Source organism: Promicromonospora sp. Marseille-Q5078 (genome assembly GCF_050315395.1).
GTDB lineage: Bacteria > Actinomycetota > Actinomycetes > Actinomycetales > Cellulomonadaceae > Isoptericola.
On sequence record NZ_JBNPQG010000001.1, the window covers coordinates 3,903,164 to 3,924,315 of the forward strand.

The 21,152-nt window shown below is 74.0% G+C and carries 21 protein-coding genes; 5 read left to right on the forward strand and 16 right to left on the reverse strand.

Annotation, left to right across the window (positions count from 1 at the left end):
- Positions 1-39 precede the first annotated feature (39 nt).
- Positions 40-1,107, reverse strand: a complete 1,068-nt coding sequence (locus ACQFYA_RS17940; protein ID WP_499126421.1) for a 3-deoxy-7-phosphoheptulonate synthase — start codon at positions 1,105-1,107, stop codon at positions 40-42.
- Between the two features lie 426 nt (positions 1,108-1,533).
- Here ACQFYA_RS17940 and ACQFYA_RS17945 point away from each other — a divergent pair, with 426 nt between their 5' ends.
- Both ACQFYA_RS17945 and ACQFYA_RS17950 read left to right on the forward strand, forming a co-directional pair.
- Positions 1,534-2,031, forward strand: coding sequence for an NUDIX hydrolase (locus ACQFYA_RS17945; protein WP_499126422.1), 498 nt, complete (start codon positions 1,534-1,536; stop codon positions 2,029-2,031).
- 168 nt (positions 2,032-2,199) lie between these two features.
- Positions 2,200-4,512: an immune inhibitor A domain-containing protein gene (locus ACQFYA_RS17950; RefSeq protein ID WP_499126423.1), complete on the forward strand. Its 2,313-nt coding sequence runs from the start codon at positions 2,200-2,202 to the stop codon at positions 4,510-4,512.
- Positions 4,513-4,613: 101 nt separating this feature from the next.
- On the opposite strand, the gene ACQFYA_RS17955 is transcribed toward ACQFYA_RS17950, so the two are convergent.
- From ACQFYA_RS17955 to ACQFYA_RS17990, 8 genes are all read right to left on the reverse strand, one after another.
- On the reverse strand, positions 4,614-5,354 hold the full coding sequence (locus tag ACQFYA_RS17955) for a glutamine amidotransferase (RefSeq protein WP_499126424.1): 741 nt from the start codon (positions 5,352-5,354) through the stop codon (positions 4,614-4,616).
- Positions 5,351-6,319 (reverse strand): bile acid:sodium symporter family protein, encoded by a 969-nt coding sequence (locus ACQFYA_RS17960; RefSeq protein ID WP_499126426.1) that lies wholly within the window; start codon positions 6,317-6,319, stop codon positions 5,351-5,353. Before ACQFYA_RS17960 ends, ACQFYA_RS17955 begins: the two co-directional genes overlap by 4 nt.
- A 146-nt stretch (positions 6,320-6,465) precedes the next feature.
- Positions 6,466-7,287 carry an ABC transporter permease gene (locus ACQFYA_RS17965; RefSeq protein ID WP_499126427.1) on the reverse strand — a complete coding sequence of 274 codons (822 nt, stop codon included), beginning with the start codon at positions 7,285-7,287 and terminating at the stop codon, positions 6,466-6,468.
- Entirely contained in the window at positions 7,284-8,288 is a 1,005-nt protein-coding gene (locus ACQFYA_RS17970) for an ABC transporter ATP-binding protein (protein WP_499126429.1), read from the reverse strand. Before ACQFYA_RS17970 ends, ACQFYA_RS17965 begins: the two co-directional genes overlap by 4 nt.
- Positions 8,289-8,328: 40 nt before the next feature.
- Entirely contained in the window at positions 8,329-9,102 is a 774-nt protein-coding gene (locus ACQFYA_RS17975; protein WP_499126431.1) for a hypothetical protein, read from the reverse strand.
- A 5-nt stretch (positions 9,103-9,107) separates the two neighbouring features.
- Entirely contained in the window at positions 9,108-9,893 is a 786-nt protein-coding gene (locus tag ACQFYA_RS17980; protein WP_499126432.1) for a hypothetical protein, read from the reverse strand.
- Positions 9,890-10,849, reverse strand: coding sequence for an ATP-binding cassette domain-containing protein (locus ACQFYA_RS17985; RefSeq protein WP_499126433.1), 960 nt, complete (start codon positions 10,847-10,849; stop codon positions 9,890-9,892). Before ACQFYA_RS17985 ends, ACQFYA_RS17980 begins: the two co-directional genes overlap by 4 nt.
- Positions 10,846-11,241, reverse strand: a complete 396-nt coding sequence (locus ACQFYA_RS17990; protein WP_499126434.1) for a GntR family transcriptional regulator — start codon at positions 11,239-11,241, stop codon at positions 10,846-10,848. The genes ACQFYA_RS17985 and ACQFYA_RS17990 overlap by 4 nt, the downstream gene beginning before the upstream one ends.
- 237 nt (positions 11,242-11,478) lie before the next feature.
- Here ACQFYA_RS17990 and ACQFYA_RS17995 point away from each other — a divergent pair, with 237 nt between their 5' ends.
- The gene (locus tag ACQFYA_RS17995; RefSeq protein ID WP_499126436.1) at positions 11,479-12,117 is read left to right on the forward strand and encodes a hypothetical protein; all 639 of its coding nucleotides are present in this window, start codon (positions 11,479-11,481) and stop codon (positions 12,115-12,117) included.
- Positions 12,118-12,145: 28 nt separating this feature from the next.
- Here the strand turns inward: ACQFYA_RS17995 and ACQFYA_RS18000 are convergent, their stop codons facing one another.
- On the reverse strand, positions 12,146-12,604 hold the full coding sequence (locus ACQFYA_RS18000) for a DUF6194 family protein (RefSeq protein WP_499126437.1): 459 nt from the start codon (positions 12,602-12,604) through the stop codon (positions 12,146-12,148).
- Positions 12,605-12,645: 41 nt separating this feature from the next.
- On the opposite strand from ACQFYA_RS18000, the gene ACQFYA_RS18005 reads away from it, so the two are divergent.
- Entirely contained in the window at positions 12,646-13,377 is a 732-nt protein-coding gene (locus tag ACQFYA_RS18005) for a MerR family transcriptional regulator (protein ID WP_499126439.1), read from the forward strand.
- A gap of 136 nt (positions 13,378-13,513) precedes the next feature.
- Here ACQFYA_RS18005 and ACQFYA_RS18010 read toward each other — a convergent pair whose 3' ends face one another.
- The 3 genes from ACQFYA_RS18010 to ACQFYA_RS18020 all read right to left on the reverse strand — a co-directional run bounded on the left by ACQFYA_RS18010 (position 13,514) and on the right by ACQFYA_RS18020 (position 18,056).
- Positions 13,514-14,656 (reverse strand): aspartate-semialdehyde dehydrogenase, encoded by a 1,143-nt coding sequence (locus ACQFYA_RS18010; protein ID WP_499126440.1) that lies wholly within the window; start codon positions 14,654-14,656, stop codon positions 13,514-13,516.
- A gap of 7 nt (positions 14,657-14,663) precedes the next feature.
- Positions 14,664-15,977, reverse strand: a complete 1,314-nt coding sequence (locus ACQFYA_RS18015; protein WP_499126442.1) for an aspartate kinase — start codon at positions 15,975-15,977, stop codon at positions 14,664-14,666.
- A gap of 111 nt (positions 15,978-16,088) precedes the next feature.
- Entirely contained in the window at positions 16,089-18,056 is a 1,968-nt protein-coding gene (locus ACQFYA_RS18020) for an AfsR/SARP family transcriptional regulator (protein WP_499126444.1), read from the reverse strand.
- An 80-nt stretch (positions 18,057-18,136) separates the two neighbouring features.
- On the opposite strand from ACQFYA_RS18020, the gene ACQFYA_RS18025 reads away from it, so the two are divergent.
- Positions 18,137-19,030, forward strand: coding sequence for an alpha/beta fold hydrolase (locus ACQFYA_RS18025; protein WP_499126446.1), 894 nt, complete (start codon positions 18,137-18,139; stop codon positions 19,028-19,030).
- Positions 19,031-19,061: 31 nt separating this feature from the next.
- On the opposite strand, the gene ACQFYA_RS18030 is transcribed toward ACQFYA_RS18025, so the two are convergent.
- The 3 genes from ACQFYA_RS18030 to recR form a co-directional block, all read right to left on the reverse strand.
- Positions 19,062-19,844 carry a TSUP family transporter gene (locus tag ACQFYA_RS18030; protein ID WP_499126448.1) on the reverse strand — a complete coding sequence of 261 codons (783 nt, stop codon included), beginning with the start codon at positions 19,842-19,844 and terminating at the stop codon, positions 19,062-19,064.
- 37 nt (positions 19,845-19,881) lie between these two features.
- On the reverse strand, positions 19,882-20,451 hold the full coding sequence (locus ACQFYA_RS18035) for a DUF5063 domain-containing protein (RefSeq protein WP_499126450.1): 570 nt from the start codon (positions 20,449-20,451) through the stop codon (positions 19,882-19,884).
- A gap of 68 nt (positions 20,452-20,519) precedes the next feature.
- Positions 20,520-21,119 (reverse strand): recombination mediator RecR, encoded by a 600-nt coding sequence (gene recR / locus ACQFYA_RS18040; protein ID WP_499126451.1) that lies wholly within the window; start codon positions 21,117-21,119, stop codon positions 20,520-20,522.
- Between the last annotated feature and the right edge of the window lie 33 nt (positions 21,120-21,152).

Genomic DNA, 21,152 nt, shown 5'->3' on the forward strand with positions numbered 1-21,152 from the left:
CGCGGTGAATCCTGACCGACAGGGACGCTCGGGTGGCGGTCAGGCCTCGCGGCGCTCGCGGACGGCGGCGGCGAGGGTGCCGAGCAGGTCGGCGGTGGTGTCCCAGTCGAGGCACGAGTCGGTGACGGACTGGCCGTAGACGAGCCCGTCCAGCGGGCCGGGCTTCTGCGCGCCCGCCACGAGGAAGCTCTCCATCATCAGCCCGGTGACGTCCCGGTCGCCGTCGGCCAGGCGCGCCGCGAGCTCGCGCACCACCTCGGCCTGGCGCACGTGGTCCTTGCCGGAGTTGCCGTGCGACGCGTCCACCACGACGCCCGCCTCCACGGCACCGCCGAGGCCGGAGGTGCGTGCCACCGCCAGGGCGTCCGCCACGTCCTTCTCGGAGTAGTTCGGACCCCCGCGCCCGCCGCGCAGGATGACGTGGCAGTCCGGGTTGCCGGTGGTCTCGACCGCGGCCGCGCGCCCCTCGGCGTCCGCGCCGAAGAAGGTGTGCTCGCTCGCCGCGGTGATGCAGCCGTCGACGGCGATCTGCACGTCGCCGTCGGTCGCGTTCTTGAACCCCACGGGCATGGACAGCCCCGACGCGAGCTGCCGGTGCACCTGCGACTCCGCGTTGCGCGCCCCGATCGCGCCCCAGGTGACGGCGTCGGCGATGTACTGCGGGCTCGTCGGCTCGAGGAACTCGCACGCGGCGGGCACGCCCGCGTCGAGCACGCCCAGCAGCACCTCGCGCGCCAGGCGCAGGCCGTGGTGCACGTCGTGGGTGCCGTCCAGGTGCGGGTCGTTGATCAGACCCTTCCAGCCCACCGTGGTGCGCGGCTTCTCGAAGTACACGCGCATCACGACCACCAGGTCGTCGGACAGCTCGCGCGCCACGGGCGCCAGCCGGCGGGCGTACTCGAGCGCGGCCTCCGGGTCGTGCACGGAGCACGGGCCGACGATGACGAGCAGTCGGTCGTCCTCGCCGCGCAGCACGTCGCGCACCTCGCGGCGGGACGTCGTGACGAGGTCACTGCGGGGGGTGCCGAGCGGCAGCTCGGCCCGCAGCGCGCCCGGCGCGGGCAGCGGGTCGAGCGCGCGGACCCGCAGGTCGGAGGTCTCTGCCATCACGTCAGTATGCGGCCGGCCGGGTTCGGACGGCGCGGGACGGGAGGTGGCGGGGGTGGCGGTGCTCATCGCGGGGCTCCTGGGTAGTCAGTCTGCGGTCGGCGGGCGGGTCGGGGAGGGCGGGGCTCGGCGTCGTCGTCGAACCGTGGTCCATGCCCGACCGGAGCGGCCCGTCTGACGACGAAGGGCCCGGACGCGCGATGCGTCCCAGGCCCTGTGCTGGCTCCGGAGGAAGTGGTGTCGGTCAGGCGTCAGCCCGCCGAGCCCCTACCGGAGCCGGCGTAAAGCGCCAATACCAACGGATGTCCACGGCGACGACGGTACGTCGCCGTCGCCCGGTCCGTCCACTCGCGTCCAGCATCCGGTCCCGCATCCGGTCCCGCGCCCGCTCCCGCGCCCGGGGCCGGACGGTCGTAGTGTCGGCGCATGCCCGTGCCCGATTTCGTCGCCGCCCTGCGCTCCCACGTCGGTCACGACATGCTCTGGCTGCCGGGGGTGTCCGCCGTCGTGCTCGACGACGACGGCCGCCTGCTGCTCGGCCGGCGGGCGGACAACGGGCTGTGGGCGGTGGTGTCCGGCATCCTCGAGCCGGGCGAGGACCCGGCCGTCGGGCTGGCGCGCGAGGTGCTCGAGGAGACCGGGGTCGACGTCGTCGTGGACGCGCTCGTCGCCGTGACCGTCACCCCGCCGGTCGACTACCCGAACGGGGACCGCTCGCAGTACCTCGACCTGTGCTTCCTGTGCCGGGCCGCGAGCCCCGACGCCGCCGCGCGGGCGCACGTCGCGGACGACGAGTCCACCGACGTCGCCTGGTTCGCGCCCGACGACGTGCCGCCCGGTCTCGCGCCGTCGTCGGCCGAGCGCGTCGGCCACGCGCTGGGGTGGCTGGCGGACGGCACCGGCGCCCCGTTCTTCGTGCGCTGACCGTCGCAGCCTCTATCCCATGGCCAGGATTTTCGCGGTTCGTCGCGCGGGTGAAACCTGAGTCTGGTTATGTGTGCGACGCCACAGTGTGCCCGGGCAGTGCTGCCAGGGGCATGACGGTGCCCGGCCCTGACGGCCGGGACGCTCCGACATCCATGGAGGAAAACCGTGAGAGCACGCACCACCAGCGCGTTCGGCGTCGCGGGGGCCTTGCTGACCGCCGCCGTCCTCGCGCCCGGCATCGCCGCCGCGACGCCCGCGGCCGACGCCCCGCCGTCCGACCCCGCGGCGCACGTCAAGGAGGACTCGCGCCCGGACCCGTTGGCCGAGAAGCGCACCGCGCTCAAGCAGGAGGCCGTCGACCGCGTCGCCACGGGCGACGCCACCGTCCAGACGCGGGGCAAGGGCGCCAACACGTCGAAGGCGGTGAAGGTCGGCAAGAACCAGTGGGTCGAGTACGAGACGGAGCAGACGGCGCAGCTGCTGACGTTCCTCGTCGACTTCGGCGACGACGTCGACACGCGCTACCCCGACGCCACCGCCGGGCCCGTGCACAACGCGATCCCCGAGCCCACCCGCAGCGACAACTCCACCTACTGGGAGCCGGACTTCTCCCAGGAGCACTACGAGGAGATGTTCTTCACGGGCCTGGAGGACCAGGGCGGCGAGTCGTTCGCCGGTGTCTACGACGAGATGTCCTCGGGCCGGTTCGACCTGCAGGGCGACGTCTCCGACTGGGTGACGGTCCCCTACAGCTCGGCGTCGTACGGGCAGACCGAGTCGCAGACCGACATGACCCGGTTCGTGCAGGACGCGGCCGACGCCTGGTACGCGGACCAGATCGCGCAGGGCAAGACGGCCGACGAGATCACCGAGTACCTGCAGTCGTTCGACGTCTGGGACCGCTACGACATCGACGGCGACGGGGTCTTCGACGAGCCCGACGGCTACATCGACCACTTCCAGGCGATCCACGCGGGCGAGGGCGAGGAGGCCGGCGCCCCGGAGTCGGCCATCTGGTCCCACCGCTGGGCGGTCAACCAGGCGGGCGCGGGCGTCGACGGCCCGGCGGCCTTCCCGAAGGTCGGCGGCATCAAGATCGGCGACTCGGACCTGTGGATCCGCGACTACACGACGGAGCCGGAGAACGGCGGGCTCGGCGTCTTCGCGCACGAGTTCGGACACGACCTCGGCCTGCCGGACTACTACGACACCCAGGGCGGCGACAACGGCACCGCCTTCTGGAACCTCATGAGCTCGGGCTCCTGGCTGGGCCACGGCGACGGGACCATCGGGACCACGCCGAACCACATGGGTGCCACCGAGAAGATGTTCCTCGGCTGGCTCGACTACGCGACCGTCGAGCCGGGCGAGCGCGCCACGGTCAAGCTCGGCCCGTCGTACCACGCGACGACGAAGCCGCAGGCCGTGGTGGTGAACCTGCCTGACGGCACCAAGGACGTCGACCTCGGGGTCGACCCGCAGGACGGCGAGTTCGCCTACTCGGGCTCGGCGAACAACCTGAACAGCACGCTGACGTCGCCGTCCTTCACCGTTCCCGACGGGGCGTCGCTGACCGCGAAGGCCCAGTACGCGATCGAGAAGGACTACGACTACGCGTTCGCGGAGGTCTCGACCGACGGCGGGTCCTCGTGGACCGCGCTCGACACGAGCCTGTCGGCCGAGGGCGCGAAGGGCGGCATCACGGGCGACTCGGGCAAGGCCTGGGTCGACCTCACCGCCGACCTCTCCGCGTACGCGGGCCAGGACGCCCAGGTCCGGTTCCGGTACGCGAGCGACGGCGGCGTGAACGAGCTGGGGATCGCGATCGACGACGTCGCCGTGGGTGACGCGCTGAGCGCGGACTTCAGCGACGGCACGGACGGCTGGACCAACGACGGCTGGACCGTCGTCGGGGCCGACGGCACGTACGAGGTCGAGTTCTCGCACTACTACGTGGCGGAGAACCGGCAGTACGTGGGTTACGACACGACCCTGAAGGAGGGGCCGTACAACTTCGGCTGGACCACGTCGAAGCCGAACACCGTGGAGCACTTCCCGTACCAGGACGGCCTGCTCGTCTGGTACGTGAACAGCTTCTACGGGGACAACAACACGTCGCAGCACCCGGGCGGCGGGCAGGCCCTGCCGGTCGACGCGAACGCGCAGGCCCTGCGCTGGTCGGACGGAGCCCTCGCCCGCAACCGGATCCAGGCGTACGACGCGACGTTCGGCCTCGGCAAGTCCGACGCGTTCACCCTGCACCGGGAGACCACGGCGGGGATGACGACGCTGCGCACCTGGTCGCAGAAGGCGGAGAACGTCTTCAACGACACGGACCCGAACGCGTACTACGACGAGGCCAACCCGTGGGGCTCGGTCGTCGTGGCGGGCTCGGGCACGAAGATCAAGGTGAAGTCCGTGAACGCGAAGAACGGCATCATGACGGTGGACGTCACCACGCCGCGCACCCGGGGCTGACCGCGAGATAGAGAAGGCAGACCCGCGAGATAGAGAGGCCCGGACGGGACCGCAGCCCTGCGGTCTCGTCCGGGCCTCTCTATCTCGCGGGTCTGCCTTCTCTATCTCGCGGGGCGGGCGTAGCGCGACACGAAGTTCCGCAGGATGCGCATCGGCGCGGTGACGCGGTGCTCGCGGGCCCGCGCGACGATCCGCTCGCCCTCCTCGGGCGGGAAGTACCCGTGCGACCGGTACACCTCGACCCGCTGCTCGATGCCGGCGAGGTCCAGCTCGGGGTGGAACTGCGTGGCGTACAGGTTCGTGCCGACGCGGAACATCTGCACGGGCGCGTCGGCGGACCGAGCCAGCAGGGTGGCCGACGGCGGCAGCTCGCGCACCGCCTCCTTGTGCCCCAGGTAGGCGGTGAACCGCGCCGGCACCCCGGCGAGCAGCGGGTCCGCCGCGCCCTCGGCGGTGAGCTCGATCTCGGCCGGGCCGACGGGCTCGGAGTACGTGCGGTCGACGACGCCGCCCTGGTGGGTGCCGAGCGTCCCGACGCCGTAGCAGGCGCCCAGGAACGGGAAGTCGCGCTCGACCAGCTCGTCGAGCAGAGCCGCCATCTCGCGCTCGACGCGGTGCTGGGCGGCCGACTTCTCGTCCTCCGGGTCGGAGGAGTTGAACGGCCCGCCGCCCACGATCACGCCGGACAGGCCGTCGAGGTCGAGGCGCGGCAGCGGCTCGCGCTCGAGGCGCACACGCCACAGGGACGCGGCCGCCAGCCCGGAGTAGCGCAGCACGGCCTCGTACTCCCCGTCGGCGGCGACGTCCTCGGCGCGGGTGCCGAGGAACAGGAACGGCCTCACGGCTGCAGGCTATGCGCCTCGTCGGCGGCGCGCTCCGCGCCCGCGGCGACGGGGCGGCGCGCCCAGTACGACGCGAGGATCGAGCCGGACACGTTGTGCCACACCGAGAACAGCGCGGCGGGCAGCGCGGCGGCCGGGCTGAAGTACGTGGTGGCCAGGCTGGCCGCCAGGCCGGAGTTCTGCATCCCCACCTCGACGCTCACCGCCCGGCGTGCGGGCTCGTCGAACCGGGTCGCGGCCGCCGCGCCGTACCCGAGCAGCAGTCCGGCGCAGTTGTGCACGATGACGGCGAGGGCAAGCGTCAGGCCGGTGCTCAGGACGGCGTCGGCGTTCGCCCCGACGATACCCGCCACGACCACGACGATCCCGAGCACGGACACCAGCGGCAGGTACGGCAGCATGTAGCGCTCGACGAGCCGACCCGCGAACGTGCGCACCAGGAGCCCGGCGATCACGGGGAACAGCACCACCTGGGCGATCGAGGACACGAGGTCGCCGTAGGTGACGTCCAGGTCGGTGCCCGCCAGCCACAGCACGAGGGCGGGGGTGAGCAGGGGCGCCAGGAGGGTCGAGACCGTCGTGAGCGCGACGGACAGCGCGGTGTCGCCCTTCGCCAGGTAGACGACGACGTTCGACGCCGTGCCGCCGGGCGCGGCGCCGACGAGGATCATCCCGATCATCGCCTCGCCCTCGAGCCCGAACAGGTGCCCGATCGCCCACGCCAGCGCGGGCATGATCGTGAACTGGGCGACGACGCCGATGACGACGGCCACGGGGCGCTTCGCGACGAGCGCGAACTCCTGACCCGTCAGGGTCAGCCCCATGCCGAACATGATGATCCCCAGCAGCAGCGGGACGTGCGCCGCCAGCGGCGCGAAAGTGTCCGGCGCGGCGAGCCCGGCGACGGCTCCGAGCAGGACGAGCACGGCGAACCACTGACCCACGAGCTCTGCAACTCTGCGCATTCGCCGCACCTTACCGGCTCGCCGGTCGAGCCTGTCGACCCTCGTTCCGCTGGTTGAGCCCGTCGAAACCCGGTTCCGCTGGGTTTCGACGGGCTCAACCAGCGGAACCGGGCTTCGACAGGCTCAACCAGCGAGCGTCGTGGAGGTCAGCTCCAGCGGAAGAGCCGGACCGCGAGCGGCAGCAGCACCACCGTCCACGCCGCCATCACGACGAACTGCAGCATCGGGAACCCGTCGCCGAACCAGCCGGTGTCCATGGCCTGCGCCGCGGCGCCCATCGGGGTGAACTGCCCGATCTGACGCACGACGTCCGGCATGATCGGGCCCGGCGTCCACAGCCCCGCGAGGAACAGCAGCGGGAAGTAGACGAGGGACGCGACGGCGTTCGCCGTCGAGGGCTTGTTCACCACGGCGGACAGGAGCATGCCCAGCGAGAACAGCGCGAGCATTCCCAGCACGAACGCGCCGACGACGACGCCGAGCTGCTCGGGCCGCACGATGCCGAACGCCACCTGCGCCACGGTGAGGGCCAGCGCCACCCCGACGAACGTGGTGGCGACGTTGATGAGCAGGTGCGCCACGATGATCGCCTGCGGCCGCATCGGCGTCGTGGACAGCCGTCGCAGCACGCCCTTGTCCCGGAAGGTCGCGAAGGTGACCGGCAGCGACAGGATCGCGAGGGTGCCGATCGCCATGGCGAGCACGGTGGGCAGGTACGTCGCGATCGGCGTCACGCCGTACCAGATCGAGTCCGGCGGGACGTCGTCGGTCATCGGCTCCCGCATCCCCGGGATGCCGAACCCGACGCCGAGGAGGAGCACCGTGGGGAAGAGGATCCCGAAGAACACGGACGTCGAGTCGCGCAGCCAGACGGTGGCCTCGGTGCGCAGCAGGCGGCCGAACCCGCGCCAGCCGGCGCCGGACGATCGCGCCCGCGTGGGGGCGGTGGTGGCGGTGGTGGCGGTCATGACCGGCCTCCTTCGGTGACGAGAGCGGTGTCGGTGGGCGCGCCGGCGTCGTCGGCCGCGGGGACGTAGGCGCGCCCCGTGTGGGCGAGGAACACGTCCTCGAGCGACCGGGTGACGGTGCGGACGTCGTCGGGCACGAGGTCGGCGGCGGCGAGCGCCGGGACCAGGGAGGACAGCACCCGGCGCGTGCCGGTGACGGCGATCTCCGTGTCGGACCCGTCGACCGGTGCCACGCCCTCGACCTCGGCGTCCCGGTCGGCGAGGACGGCGAGCTCGCGGCGGCCGCGCTCGACGTCCCGCGGGGCGAACCGCACGACGACGGCGCGCCCGCCCTCGAGGCCGTCGATCAGCTCCTGGGGCGTGCCCTCGGCGACGACGTTCCCGGCGTCGATGATGACGAGCCGGTCGCAGAGACGCTCGGCCTCCTCCATGAAGTGCGTGACCAGGAGGATGGTGACGCCCCTGTCGCGCACGCGCTCCACGAGGTCCCAGGTGTTGCGCCGGGCCTGGGGGTCGAGGCCGGTGGTGAGCTCGTCGAGGATGGCGATCTCGGGGTTGCCGATCAGCGCGAGCGCGATCGACAGGCGCTGCTTCTGCCCGCCGGACAGCTTGGCGAACCGCCGGTCGGCGTGCGGGGTGAGGTCGAGCATCGCCAGGAGCTCGTCCGGGTCGGCAGGGTTCTCGTAGAACCCGGCGAACAGCCGCACCGCCTCTCCCACCGTGATCTTGTCGTGCAGCGCGGCCTCCTGGAGCTGCACGCCCAGGATGTCGCGGACCGCGGCCGGGTCGCGCTGCGTGTCGATGCCGCACACCCGCACGGTGCCGCCGTCGGCGGTGCGCAGGCCGGCGAGCGTCTCGACGGTCGTCGTCTTGCCGGCCCCGTTGGGGCCGAGGATGCCGAAGATCTCGCCGGGCTGGACGGCGAACGACACGTCGTCCACCGCGACTTTCGGTCCGTACGTCTTGCGGAGGTTCGTCACTTCGACGATGGGGGCTGCCATGCCGGGTCTCCTTCGCTGCTCGGTACTGAGGGGGAGTGCTTCAGGGGCGGAACGGGACGGGGTGGAGCATGCGGCCGGCGACGACGGCCGCCAGCGCGGCGGCGAGGAGCGTGCCGCCGACGGTGCCGACGACGCCGAGCGCGACGTCGTCGTACCCGCCGCGCAGCGGGATGCTGAACACGCCGGTGCGGGTGGCGAGGTCGGCGAGCGCGCACGGGACGAGGAGCGGGAGCACGAGCAGGGTGCCGCGCCAGGCGCCCGCCCGCCGGTAGCCGGCGGCGACCGCGACCCCGACGAGCAGGTAGGTGACGACGACGAGCGCCTCCCCCACCACCTGGACCACGACCCCGGTCGGGGTGTCGACGCCGAGCGGCGCCGAAGGGCCCTGCCAGGACCGGCCGAGCTGGGCGTACACCCCGCGCTCGGCGAGGGTGAGGAGCACGACGAGCGCGCCGAGCACCGGGCCGGCGACCGCCGCGGCCCGCAGCGCGCCGTCGACGAACGACCGGCGGGTGCCGCCGGCGGCGACGTGCACGGTAAGGGTGCCCGCCGTCACGACGATGCCGACGGCGAACGCCACCCAGCGCACGGGGCCCCCGGCGGCGTCGTAGGTGAGGCCGTCCGCCTCGCCGCCCCAGCGGTCGACGATCAGCGGGAGGCTGAGCACGAGCAGGGCCCAGGCGGCCCAGAACCAGATCCCGGCCACGAAGATCGCGCGCAGGAACCGACGGCGTGCCGCGCGGGTCGCGGCGCGGTGGGCGCGGGCGGACGCGAGCGCGGGCGCGGGGGCCCGGGTGGAGGTCGTGGTCGTCATCGGGTTCACCTCGTCGGCCTGAGTCGAAGGTTCCGCAGCTGCAGGTGCACGGCCGCGACCGCGAGCGCGAGCACCGCTGCGCCGGCGACGAGCCCCACCGCGGGGGGCGTGGTCCCGATGTCTCCCGCGGCGCCGACGAGGATCGCCTCGCCCGCTCCTGTGCGCGACGCGATGTCGGCGAGGAACAGCAGCAGGAGCGCGGGCAGCACCAGCAGGGTGCCGCGCCACAGCCCGTGCGTCTGGTACCCCGCCGCGACGGCGACGCCGCCCAGCAGGTAGGTGGCGGAGACGAGCGCCTCGGACACGGCCGTCACGACGATCCAGGCGCCGCCGTCGGGCGACGCGAGGCCGATGCCGACCGGGTCCCACTCCCAGCCGACCGCCCCGAACACGCCGCGCTCGACGAGCAGCACGACGACGAACGCGATGCCGTTGGCGACGCCCGCGACGCCGGCCGCGCGCAGGGTCCCGCTCCCCAGCGCCCGGCGGGTGCCGCCAGCGGCGAGGTGGGTGACGACGGTCATGACGGTGAGGACGACGCCCATGCTGAGGACGAACCAGCGGGCGGAGAACTCGAGCCCCGTCGCGACGCCACCGCCCATGACGCCGCCGACGGCGCTGACGACGAGGGGCACCGCGACGGTGATGAGCAGGAAGGCGCCCCAGTACCAGGCGCCGACGACGAGCGCGCCGCTCGCGAAGGTCCACGAGACGTGGCGGACCGCGCGGTGGTGGGCGTCGGCGGCGAACGCGTCGCGCTCGGCGCGGGTGACGGTGGTCGTCGCGCTCATCGCCGCGCCTCCGTCCCGCTCGGCTCCGGCTGGGTGAGGCGCACGAACAGGTCCTGCAGCGGCAGGGACCCGAGCTCGACGCCTGCGGCGCGGGCCGCGGCCGCCGTGTCGTCGTCGGGCGCACCCTCGAGCGTGACCTGGACGGTGGCCCCGAGCCGCTGCCGGTGCAGCTCGCGCCGGCCCGCGGCGAGGGACTCGACGGCCGCGACCGGGCCGGTGAGGCTGAACCCGCGGGCCTGCATCTCCTCGGCGGTCTCGGCGAGGAGCACGCGGCCCCGGTGCAGCACGACGACGTCCTCGAAGAGGCGCTCGACCTCCTCCACCAGGTGGCTGGACAGCAGGATGGTGCGCGGGTGCTCGGCGTAGTCGGCGAGGATCTCGTCGTAGAACGCGTACCGCGTGGGGGCGTCCATGCCGAGGTACACCTCGTCGAGGATCGTCAGCGGCGCGCGCGCCGCGAGGCCGATGGTGGCGCCGACGGCGGAGCGCTTCCCGCGCGACAGCGCGGTCGGCTTCTTGCGGGGGTTCACCTCGAACGTGTCGAGCAGCCTGGCGGCCAGGTCCGCGTCCCAGCAGGGCCGCAGGTCGGCGTAGTACTTGAGCGTCTCGGAGACCCGTTCGTCGTCCATGAGGTCGCCGCTCTCGCGCACGAGCTGCACGTTGGCGGTGACCCACGGGTTCTCCCACGGGTCCTCCAGGAGGTCGCCCGTGCCGACGCGGACGGTGCCCTCGGTGGGCCGGTTGAAGGCGGCCAGCAGGGTGAGCAGCGTGGACTTGCCCGCGCCGTTGCGGCCGAGGACGCCGGTGATGACGCCCGGCCGCAGGTCCAGCGTCACGCCGTCGAGCGCGGTGCCGGCCTCGTCCTTGACGGCGGCGCCGGCGGCGGTCAGGCGGCGCTGCGCGCCGAACCGGACGACGACGTCGTCGAGACGGGCGCCGAAGGGTGCGGGGGTCATGACTCCTCCGTGGTGGTCGTGGGGCCGCCGGTCTTCCGGCGGTCGGTGCCGAGGACGTACGCGACGAGCTCGTCGGTCGGGATGCCGAGGATGTCGGCCTGGGCGAGGGCGGGGGCGAGCACGTCGTCGAAGTACGCCTTGCGGTGCTGGTCGAGCAGCCGCTCGCGCGCCCCGGGGGCGACGAACATGCCCAGCCCGCGGCGCTTGTAGAGCACGCCCTCCTCCACGAGGCCGGTGAAGGCCTTGGCCGCCGTGGCGGGGTTGATGCGGAACGTCGTGGCGAACTGGGTGGTCGACATGACCTGCTCCTCCTCGGCGAGCTCACCGGCGAGCACCTGCGCGCGGATCATCTGGGCGATCTGCAGGTAGATCGGCTCGGGACCGTCGAACACGCGGCCTCCTCACGCAGGGTCAGTAGTTCTGGGGTTCATTACTTGACTAATGAACCACAGACCCGCGTCGCCACGCAACCCCTCCCGCGAGGTAGTTCGAGTCGCGCCGAGGTAGTTCGAGTCTCGGCGAGGTAGTTCGAGTCTCGGCGAGGTAGTTCCAGGCTCCGCGAGGTAGTTCAAAACTCCGCGAGGTAGTTCCGGGACGCGAGAAGGCCGCCGACCTCCTTCACTGGAGGTGTGTCCTGGTCCGCTGACGTGTGGTCGAGCCTCGCCTTCGTCGTCGCGGGCGCCTGGATCCTCCTGACGACGCCGCGGAGGGTCCGGGCGCTCGACGACGGCGCACGCCGCGAGCGCGCGCTGCGACAGGCGAGTCTCGGCGTCCTCGCGGTGCTGATCGGCGTCGGTTCGATCGTGCAGCACGGCCCGGCGCCGGCATGGAACCCCGTGGTGCACGACCCGCCGCTGCTGGGCGCCTACGCGCTCGTCGCGGCCGACGCCGTGGCCGACCTCACCGGGTGGCGCCTGCGGACCTGGTGGTGGCTCGCGCCGACGCTGCTCGACGTCGGCCTCGCGGCGTGGTGGCCCGCGGCGTCGGTCGTCGCCCAGGGCGTCGTCGCGGCCGTCGCCGTCGTCGCAGTCCTGCTGCGCGCCACGGCGCGGGCGCCTCTGCGCCGTCGGCTGCTGGTCGCTCTGGCCGTGCTCGGCGCGGGCAGCGTGATCGGGGAGCTCACCCGGCCCGGTCGCCCGTGGTCCGACGGCGCGTCGTTCGACGTCGCTGTGACCGGGCACGCCGTGTGGCACGTGCTCGCGGCTGTGGCGATCGCCGTCGTCGCGCCCACCGTCGGGTGGCGCGCGACCGACGGCTCCCCGCGGTGACCCCGTGGGGGCGCACCGCGGGGCGTGCTCACGCCCGCCGGCGCTCGTACCGTGCGCGGGCCGCGTCGTGCGCCTCGCGCAGCAGGTCGAGGACGGTGCTCGACGTGCGCCCGGCCGGGTTCACGACACACACCCACCCCAGGCCTCCGTACACCGGGTGCGGGAGGAGTGCGTCGGGGACGACGGCGTCCTCCGGCCCGCGGTCCTCGACGAGCTCCCGCAGCCGGTCGCGGCCCACGTGCACGTTGACCCGCCACCGGTCGGGTCTGTCGAGGTCGCAGGTGTCGTCCTCGGGGTAGTTCTTGGTGACGATCGTGCCGTACGGCTGCCCGGTGGTCGGCACCTGCCCGTCCGGGGCATAGGAGAAGAAGGCGTCGCCCCACGCGATCTCCGGCGCCCCGTCGCCGGGGCCCGGCTCGAGGACGAGCACCCCGTCGAAGGCCCGCACGGTCGCGATGATCTGGTCCATACTCGTATCGATGCGCATGGTTCAAGCGTGACCTTCAAGTGCTTGTGTGGGGTGTGAGGATGGACCGTCCGCTGCGCACCGTGGACGTCGCGCGGGCCACGGGATACTCCGTGCAGCAGGTGCGCGACCTCGAGCGGCTGGGCGTCACCCCTCCCGCCGTCCGCGCGCCGAACGGGTACCGCGGCTACGACGCCCGCCATGTCCGGGCCGTCCGGGCCTACCGGGGCCTCGCGACCGCCGTCGGGCCCGTCGTCGCGCGCCGGACGACGTCCGCGCTCCGGGGGGTGCCCCTCGCCGACGCCGCGGCTGCGCTGACCGACCTGCACGCGCAGCTCGCCACCGAGCGCGCCCAGACCCTCCAGGCGCTCGGCGCGCTCGAGACGATCCGCAGCGAGCCGGTCGCACGCCCGCGCGACAGCCTCCTGACGATCACCGAGCTGGCCGACGCCCTCGGGGTGCGGACCTCCACGCTCCGGCACTGGGAGGCCGAGGGGCTGCTGGAGCCGGAGCGGGTCGGGTCCCTCCGCGCCCGCGTCTACGACGGACCCGCCGTCGCCACCGCGCGGGTGGTCGCCGTGCTGCGGTCGGCGGGGTACGGCATCCCCGCGCTGCGCGGCGTCGTGACCGCGATGCGCGGTCTCGGCGACACGGGCGACGCCGAGGCGGCGCTGCGGGAGCGGGTGGACCGGATCGCGACGCGGTCGGTGGCGCTGCTGCGCGCCGGCGCCGACCTGGCCGCCGTCCTGGACGACGCGGAGCATGACGGACGGCACGACGCAGGGCCGCGGTGAGCGACGCTCACCACGGCCCTGCGAACTACCTCGGCGGGATCTCGACTACCTCGCGGGAGTCCGAACTACCTCGGCGGGATCTCGACTACCTCGCGGGCATCCGAACTACCTCGCGGAGATCCGGACTACCTCGCGGTCAGACCGGGGCGGACCCGACGGACTCGACGGGATCGGCGCCCTCCGCGGCGTCGACGTCGTCGAACGCGGCCAGCTCAGCCAGGTCGGCCGCGACGATCTCCGCGATCTGCACGGCGTTGAGCGCCGCGCCCTTGCGCAGGTTGTCGTTGGACACGAACAGCACGAGGCCGCGCCCGCCGGGCACGGACTGGTCCGTGCGGATCCGCCCGACGAGCGACGGGTCGGCCCCGGCCGCGGCCAGCGGCGTGGGGACGTCCGCCAGCTCCACGCCGGGCGCGGCGGCCAGCAGCTCCCGCGCACGCTCCGGGGTGATCGGGGCGCCGAACTCGGCGTGGATCGCCAGCGAGTGCCCGGTGAACACCGGCACGCGGACGCAGGTCCCGGCGACGGCGAGGTCGGGCAGGCCGAGGATCTTGCGCGACTCGTTGCGGAGCTTCTGCTCCTCGTCGGTCTCCCCGGAGCCGTCGTCCACGAGGTTGCCGGCCAGCGGCAGCACGTCGAACGCGATGGGCGCGACGTACTTGTCCGGCTCGGGGAACGACACGGCGGCACCGGAGTGCGTCAGCCCCTCGAGGTCGCCGGCGACGGCGGCCCGCGCCTGGTCGGCGAGCTCGCGCACGCCGCCCAGCCCGGAGCCGGACACGGCCTGGTAGGTCGCGACGCGCAGGCGCTCCAGCCCGGCCTCGTCGGCCAGCGGCTTGAGCACCGGCATGGCGGCCATCGTGGTGCAGTTCGGGTTGGCGACGATGCCCTTGGCAGCGTCGCCGATCGCCTCCGGGTTCACCTCGGAGACCACCAGCGGCACCTCGGGGTCGAGCCGCCACGCGGACGAGTTGTCGATGACGACGGCGCCCGCCTCGGCGAACCGGGGGGCGTGCTCGCGCGACGTGCCGCCGCCCGCCGAGAAGACGGCGACGTCGACGTCCGCGAGGTCGTCGGTGGCCGTGGCCGCGACGTCCTCGACGACGACGTCCACGCCCTCGAACGACAGGGTGCTGCCCGCCGAGCGCGCGGAGGCGAAGAACCGCAGCTCCTTGACCGGGAAGGCGCGCTCCACCAGGAGCCGCCGCACGACGCCGCCGACCTGGCCGGTGGCGCCGACGACGGCGACGTTCACGCCGGAGGAGTTGATCTGTGCCATCAGCGCGTCACCGCCCCGAGCCGGCGTAGACGACGGCCTCGCCGTCGGAGGAGTCCAGGCCGAACGCGGTGTGGATGGCGCGCACGGCGTCGTCCAGGGCGTCCTCGCGGGTGACCACCGAGATGCGGATCTCCGAGGTGGAGATCATCTCGATGTTGATGCCCGCGTCGCGCAGCGCGCCGAACAGCCGCGCGGAGACGCCGGGGTGCGACTTCATGCCTGCGCCGACGAGCGACAGCTTGCCGATCTGGTCGTCGTACTGCAGCGACGCGAAGCCGAGCTCCTCCTGGAGCGCGTTGAGCGCGGCCAGGGTGGCGGGGCTGTCCGCGTGCGGCAGCGTGAACGAGATGTCCGTGAGCCCGGTGTGGGCGGCCGAGACGTTCTGCACGATCATGTCGATGTTCGCGCCCGTGCCGGCCACGACCTCGAAGATGCGGGCCGCGGTGCCGGGCTTGTCCGGCACGCCGACGACGGTGATCTTGGCCTCGCTGCGGTCGTGCGCGACGCCGGAGATGATCGGGGCTTCCATCTGCTCTTCCTCACTGTCCGCATGCTCGCCGTCGGGGGCGTTCGGGTCGATCGCGTCGCCGTGCGTGCCGGTGACGAGGGTGCCGGTGGTGTTGCTGAACGAGCTGCGCACGTGCACCGGCACGTCGTAGCGGCGGGCGTACTCCACGGCGCGCAGCGCCAGGACCTTCGCGCCCGACGCGGCGAGCTCGAGCATCTCCTCGTAGGTGACGCGGTCCACCTTGCGGGCGGCGGGGACGATGCGCGGGTCGGCGGTGAACACGCCGTCGACGTCGGTGTAGATCTCGCAGACGTCGGCGTCGAGGCCGGCCGCGAGCGCGACCGCCGTCGTGTCCGAGCCGCCGCGGCCGAGCGTCGTCACGTCGTTCGACGAGCTCACGCCCTGGAAGCCGGCGACGATCGCCACCTGACCCTTCTCCAGGGTCTCGCGGATGCGGTGCGGCACCACGTCCAGGAGCCGCGCGCGGCCGTGCACCGCGTCGGTGATGAGGCCGGCCTGCTGGCCGGTGAAGGACTTCGCCTTGACCCCGAGGTTCGTGATCGCCATCGCGAGGAGGGACATCGAGATGCGCTCACCGGAGGTGAGGAGGATGTCGAGCTCGCGCTGCGGGGGCAGCGGGGTGATCTGCCCGGCCAGGTCGAGGAGCTCGTCCGTGGTGTCGCCCATGGCGCTCACCACCACGACGACGTCGTTCCCCGCTCGCTTGGCCGCCGCGATCCGCTTCGCCACGCGCTTGATGCTGTGGGCGTCCGCGACCGATGATCCGCCGTACTTCTGTACGACAAGTGCCATACCTGTCACAACCTTCTGCTCTACCGGCCTCCGTCTCTCTCAACGGCCCGCCGGGTGCTTGTGCTTGCCCGACGATCGTAGACGGTGACCGACCTGCGGACGAGATCCGTCTCAGGTCGTGGCGCGCGGTCCCGCGTCGAGGGCGGCGGTCAGCGCTGCGAGGCAGTCGGCGACAGGACCGGCGGTGACCAGGCCGCTGCCCGCGGCGAGCTCGCCCGCCGCGGGGACGAGCGCGGCGTGCGCCCGCGCCGCGACCCGCCGGTCGCCGAGCAGGACGGCGGCCCGCCCGGCGAGCACCCACAGCGCCTCGAGCAGCAACCCCGGGGGCGGGTCCGGGACACCGGCGAGCGCGCGCCGCGCCTCGCCCTCCCGCCCCGCACCGAGCAGCGCCCACGGCAGGACCCACGCCCGGTGCGGGCCCCACGCGGCCGCGGCCGCCGGGTCCTCGGGGTCCCCCGCCACGGCTCCGGCGTCCGGGCGCGCGCGCCCGACGCGCAGGCACAGCAGCGCCAGCGTCTCCAGCCCGGACTCGAGCCCGGACATCCCGGTGCCGCCCAGCCCCGCGGCCGCTGCCCGGACGGCGTCGTCGACCCGCGCGTCGGGCACGCCCTCGACCGCGGCGCGCACGACGGCGGACCACGACGCGAGCACCTCGACCAGGGGTCGCTCGTGGTCGGTCGCGAGCCGCTGCGCGGCGGCCGCGTGCGCCACGGCGCCGGTCACGTCACCGAGCGCCGAGCGCGCCTGCACCCGGACCAGGTGGCCGAGGATCTCGTCCGTGGCGAGGCCCGCCCGCGCCGCGACGTCGACGAGCTCCGCGCCGAGGGCGTCGCGCACCGGGGCGAGCCCGGCGCGACCGCAGGCGTGCAGCGCCGCTGCGCCGAGGGCGCGGGCGAGCGTCGCCGGGTCGCCCGCCCGGCGCGCCAGCGCGACCGACTCCTCGGCCGCGTCCGGGCCGAGGCTCCCCCGCGTGCCGCGCAGCTCGGTCGCGAGCACGGCGAGCAGCCGCGCGCGCGTGCGGTCGGGGGCGCCCGGGCCGAGCGTCCGTAGCGTGCGCCGCGCGACCTCGGCCAGCGCCGCCGACCCGGCGGCGTCGTCGGGCACCGGCCACACGCTGGGCACGTGCACGGCGTCGAGCACGCGGGCGGTCAGGGCCGGGTCGCCGCGCCGTTCGGCCGCCTGCACCACCGCCAGCCGCTGGTCGCGGGCCTCGGCGAGCCCGCCGGTCACGGCCGCCGAGCCGAGCAGCGCCGCCGACTGCTCGAGGCGGGCCCCGCCGCCCGACGCGGCCCGCGCGAACGTGTCGGCGGCCCGGGCCCAGAGGTCGGGGCCGTCGGCGTCCTCCTGCCGCAGGATCCGCGCCTCGGCCTCCGCCAGCCGCGGCCCGGGGTCGATCCCGAGCTCGCCCGTCAGCGTCCGGCGGGCCCGCCGGAGCACGGCGAGCGCGTCGGCCTGACGACCGGCAGCACGCAGGGCCAGCGCCAGCAGGCGCCAGCCCTCCTCGCGCCACGGCTGCGTCGCGACGTGCCGCTCCAGGCCGGCGACGGCGTCGGCCGGCCGGTCCAGGGCGAGCAGCACCCCCGCGCGCCGCTCGACGGCGTCGAGCCGCAGCTCGTCGAGCCGCGCGCGCTCGGCGCGCGCCCACGAGGCGCCGATCCCCGCGTAGGCGTCGCCGCGCCACAGCACGAGCGCGGCGTCCAGCCGGTCCAGGGCCGCCGCGGCGGGCAGGCGCGCGGCCTCGCCGACCCGTCGCTCGACGTCCTCCGCGTCGATCGTCGCGGCCCCGGGCCGCAGGGCGTAGCCCGGCCCCTGGGTGACGAGCAGCCGCGCCGCCGTGCGCGGGGCCCGGTCCGGCTCGAGGGCGCGGCGCAGCGCGGCGACGAAGGTGCGCACGGCGGCCACGGCGCCCGGCGGAGGGTCCTCCCAGAGGTCGTCGACCAGCGCGGCCACGCCCACGACCCGGCCCCGGGCGGCGACGAGCCGGGCGAGCAGCTCCCGGTGGCGCGGACCGCGCAGCGCGAGCTCCGCTCCGTCGTCGCCCCAGGCCGCCACCGGGCCGAGGACGCCGATCCTCACCATCCCCCGCTCCCCCTGCTCATCCAGCGCTCATCGGTGCCGTCGAGGCTGAGCGTGTCATCCCGACCACGAGGAGCGAACCCATGACCACCACCCCCACCGCCTTTCCCGGCTTCCACGACGTGCGCGTCGCGGTCGACGACGGCGTCGCGCTGCACGCGGCCGTCGGGGGCTCCGGGAGCCCGGTCGTGCTGCTGCACGGCTTCCCCCAGACCCACCTGTGCTGGCGCCACGTCGCCCCCGCGCTCGCCGCCGACCACACCGTGATCGTGCCCGACCTGCGCGGCTACGGCGCGAGCGACAAGCCCGCCGAGGCCTCCGCCGACACCTACTCCAAGCGGACCATGGCGCGCGACGTCGTGCGGCTCGCGGCGGGGCTGGGCGTCGACCGGTTCGCGCTGGCGGGCCACGACCGCGGCGCGCTCGTCGCCGTCCGGGCGGGCCTCGACCACCCCGACGTCGTCACGCACCTCGCGACGCTCGACGTCCTGCCCACCCTCGACATGTGGGACGTGCTGCACGGCGCGGACGCCGCGGTCGCGTTCCACCTCTACCTCATGGCCCAGCCCGCCGGCCTGCCGGAGGCCATGATCGCGGCGACCGCCGACTCCTTCTTCGGCCACTTCCTCGACGCGTGGACCCCGCCCGGTGCGCCCGCACCGTTCGACGAGGACGTGCGCGCCGAGTACCTGCGCCGGTCCAGGGAGGCCGTGCCGTCGATCGTCGCGGACTACCGCGCGTCGGCCGGCGTCGACGTCGAGCACGACCGGGCCGACCGTGACGCCGGGCGGCGCCTGACCATGCCGGTGACCGTCGTCCAGCAGGACTGGGGCGCGGCGCTCGGCTACGACGCCGCGGGCCTCTGGCGCGCGTGGGCTCCCGACCTCGACCATCGCACCACGACCGCCGGTCACTTCATGGCCGAGAGCGCCCCGGACGAGGTCCTGGCCGCGCTGCGCGACCTGCTCGCGCGCTGAGCCCGGCCGCCGCCCTCGCCGAGGGCGGTGGTCAGGCCCCCCACTCCTGCACGACGTCGTACCCGAGCTTGACGATGAGCGCGCCCACCACGACGACGAACACGACGCGCACGAACGCACTGCCCTTGGCGACCGCCATCCGCGCCCCGACGTACGCGCCGACGAGGTTGGCGGCCCCGATCGCGAGGCCGAGCCCCCAGATCACGGCGCCGTGGGGGACGAAGAACAGCAGCGCGCCGAGGTTGGTGGCGAAGTTGACGATCTTGGCCAGGGCGGAGGCCGGGAGGAACGCGTAGCCGAGGATGCTGACCAGCGCGATGACGAGGAACGTGCCGGTGCCCGGGCCGAGCAGCCCGTCGTAGGCGCCGATGACCAGGCCGATGCCGGCGGCCGTCCAGCGGTGCCGGTTGCCCTCCCAGCGCAGGTTGTCGTGCGCGCCGAGCTTCGGCTTGAGCACGGTGTACGTGGCCACGCCGATGAGGACCACGAGGATGATCGGCTTGAACAGCTCTGCCGGGATCCGGCTCGCCAGCGCCGCGCCGCCGAACGCCCCGACCAGGGCGGCGACCGCCATCGGACCCGCCGTCGTGAGGTCCGGGCCCACGCGCCGGTAGTAGGTGATCGCGCTGGTCGACGTGCCCATGATCGAGCCCAGCTTGTTGGTGGCGAGCGCCTGCACCGGCGAGATCCCGGGCACCAGCAGCAGCGCGGGGAGCTGGATCAGCCCGCCGCCGCCCACCACGGCGTCGACCCAGCCGGCGGTGAGCCCGGCGAGGACGAGCAGCACGATGGTGAGGGTGTCCAGGTCGAGCACCCGCGAATCCTCGCACGGACGTGCATGTCAGGGCGGTTCAGGAGTGCAGGGCGTCGTACTCCGCCTCCGCGGCGACGTCGTCCTCGACGTCGAGCCGCAGGTGCCCGAGCACCCCCTGGAGCACGCGCAGGGCCGACGACGCCCGCTCGCCCCAGGACGACAGGTAGCTGAACTGCCACCACCACAGGCCCTCGAGCTCGTGCCCGTCGTCGAAGTGCTGCAGACCCTTGGCGATCTCCTCGGCGACGCACGCCAGGTCGCCCGACAGGGTGGCGGGCGCGACGTCGGCGCTCAGCGCCGGGTCGGACACCTCGACGTAGTCGTCGAAGCCGTCGAACATCTGGGCGAGCGCGTCGCGCAGCGGGTCGACGTCGGTCTCCGGGCCCACGTCGGGCTCCCACCGCTCGGCGGGGACGACGTCGACGATCGCGGCGAGCCGCGCGCCGGTGGCGAGCAGGTCGGAGGTCGCGAGGATGAGCAGCGAGAGCTCGGCCCCCGGCGCCGCCCCGGATGCGACCTGCGTCGTCGTCGACAGGAACACGCGCGCCTGCGCCGACATCTGCTCGGCGACGTCCCGGAACTCGGAGTCCGCCTCGATCTCGCCCACGATGCTGCTCCCCTCACGCCGTGGTCGACGGCGTCGTCGTGCCGACCGTCCGGCGGACGGCGGCCTGGTCAGCCGCCGACGACCCGCCGACCCTCGAACGCGCGCCCGAGGGTGACCTCGTCCGCGTACTCCAAGTCTCCCCCGACGGGCAGGCCGCTGGCCAGACGGGAGACCGTGACGCCCATCGGGGCGATGAGCCGCGACAGGTACGTGGCCGTGGCCTCGCCCTCGACGTTCGGGTCGGTGGCGAGGATGACCTCCGTGACGGCGCCGTCGGCCAGGCGCGTCATGAGCTGGCTGATGCGCAGGTCGTCGGGGCCGACGTTCTCGATCGGGTTGATGGCGCCGCCGAGCACGTGGTACCTCCCGCGGAACTCGCGGGTGCGCTCGATCGCCACCACGTCCTTGGGCTCCTCGACCACGCAGATCACGTCGTCGCCGCGGCGCGGGTCGGCGCAGATGCGGCACGTCGGGGACTCCGCGACGTTGCCGCACGTCTCGCAGAACTGCACGCGCGCCTTGACCTCGGTGAGGGCGTCGGCGAGACGACGCACGTCGGCCACGTCCGCCGCGAGCAGGTGGAACGCGATGCGCTGCGCGCTCTTGGGCCCGACGCCGGGGAGGCGGCCGAGCTCGTCGATCAGGTCCTGGACTGCGCCCTCGTACACAAGGGATCAGCCTACGTGGGTTGAGCCTGTCGA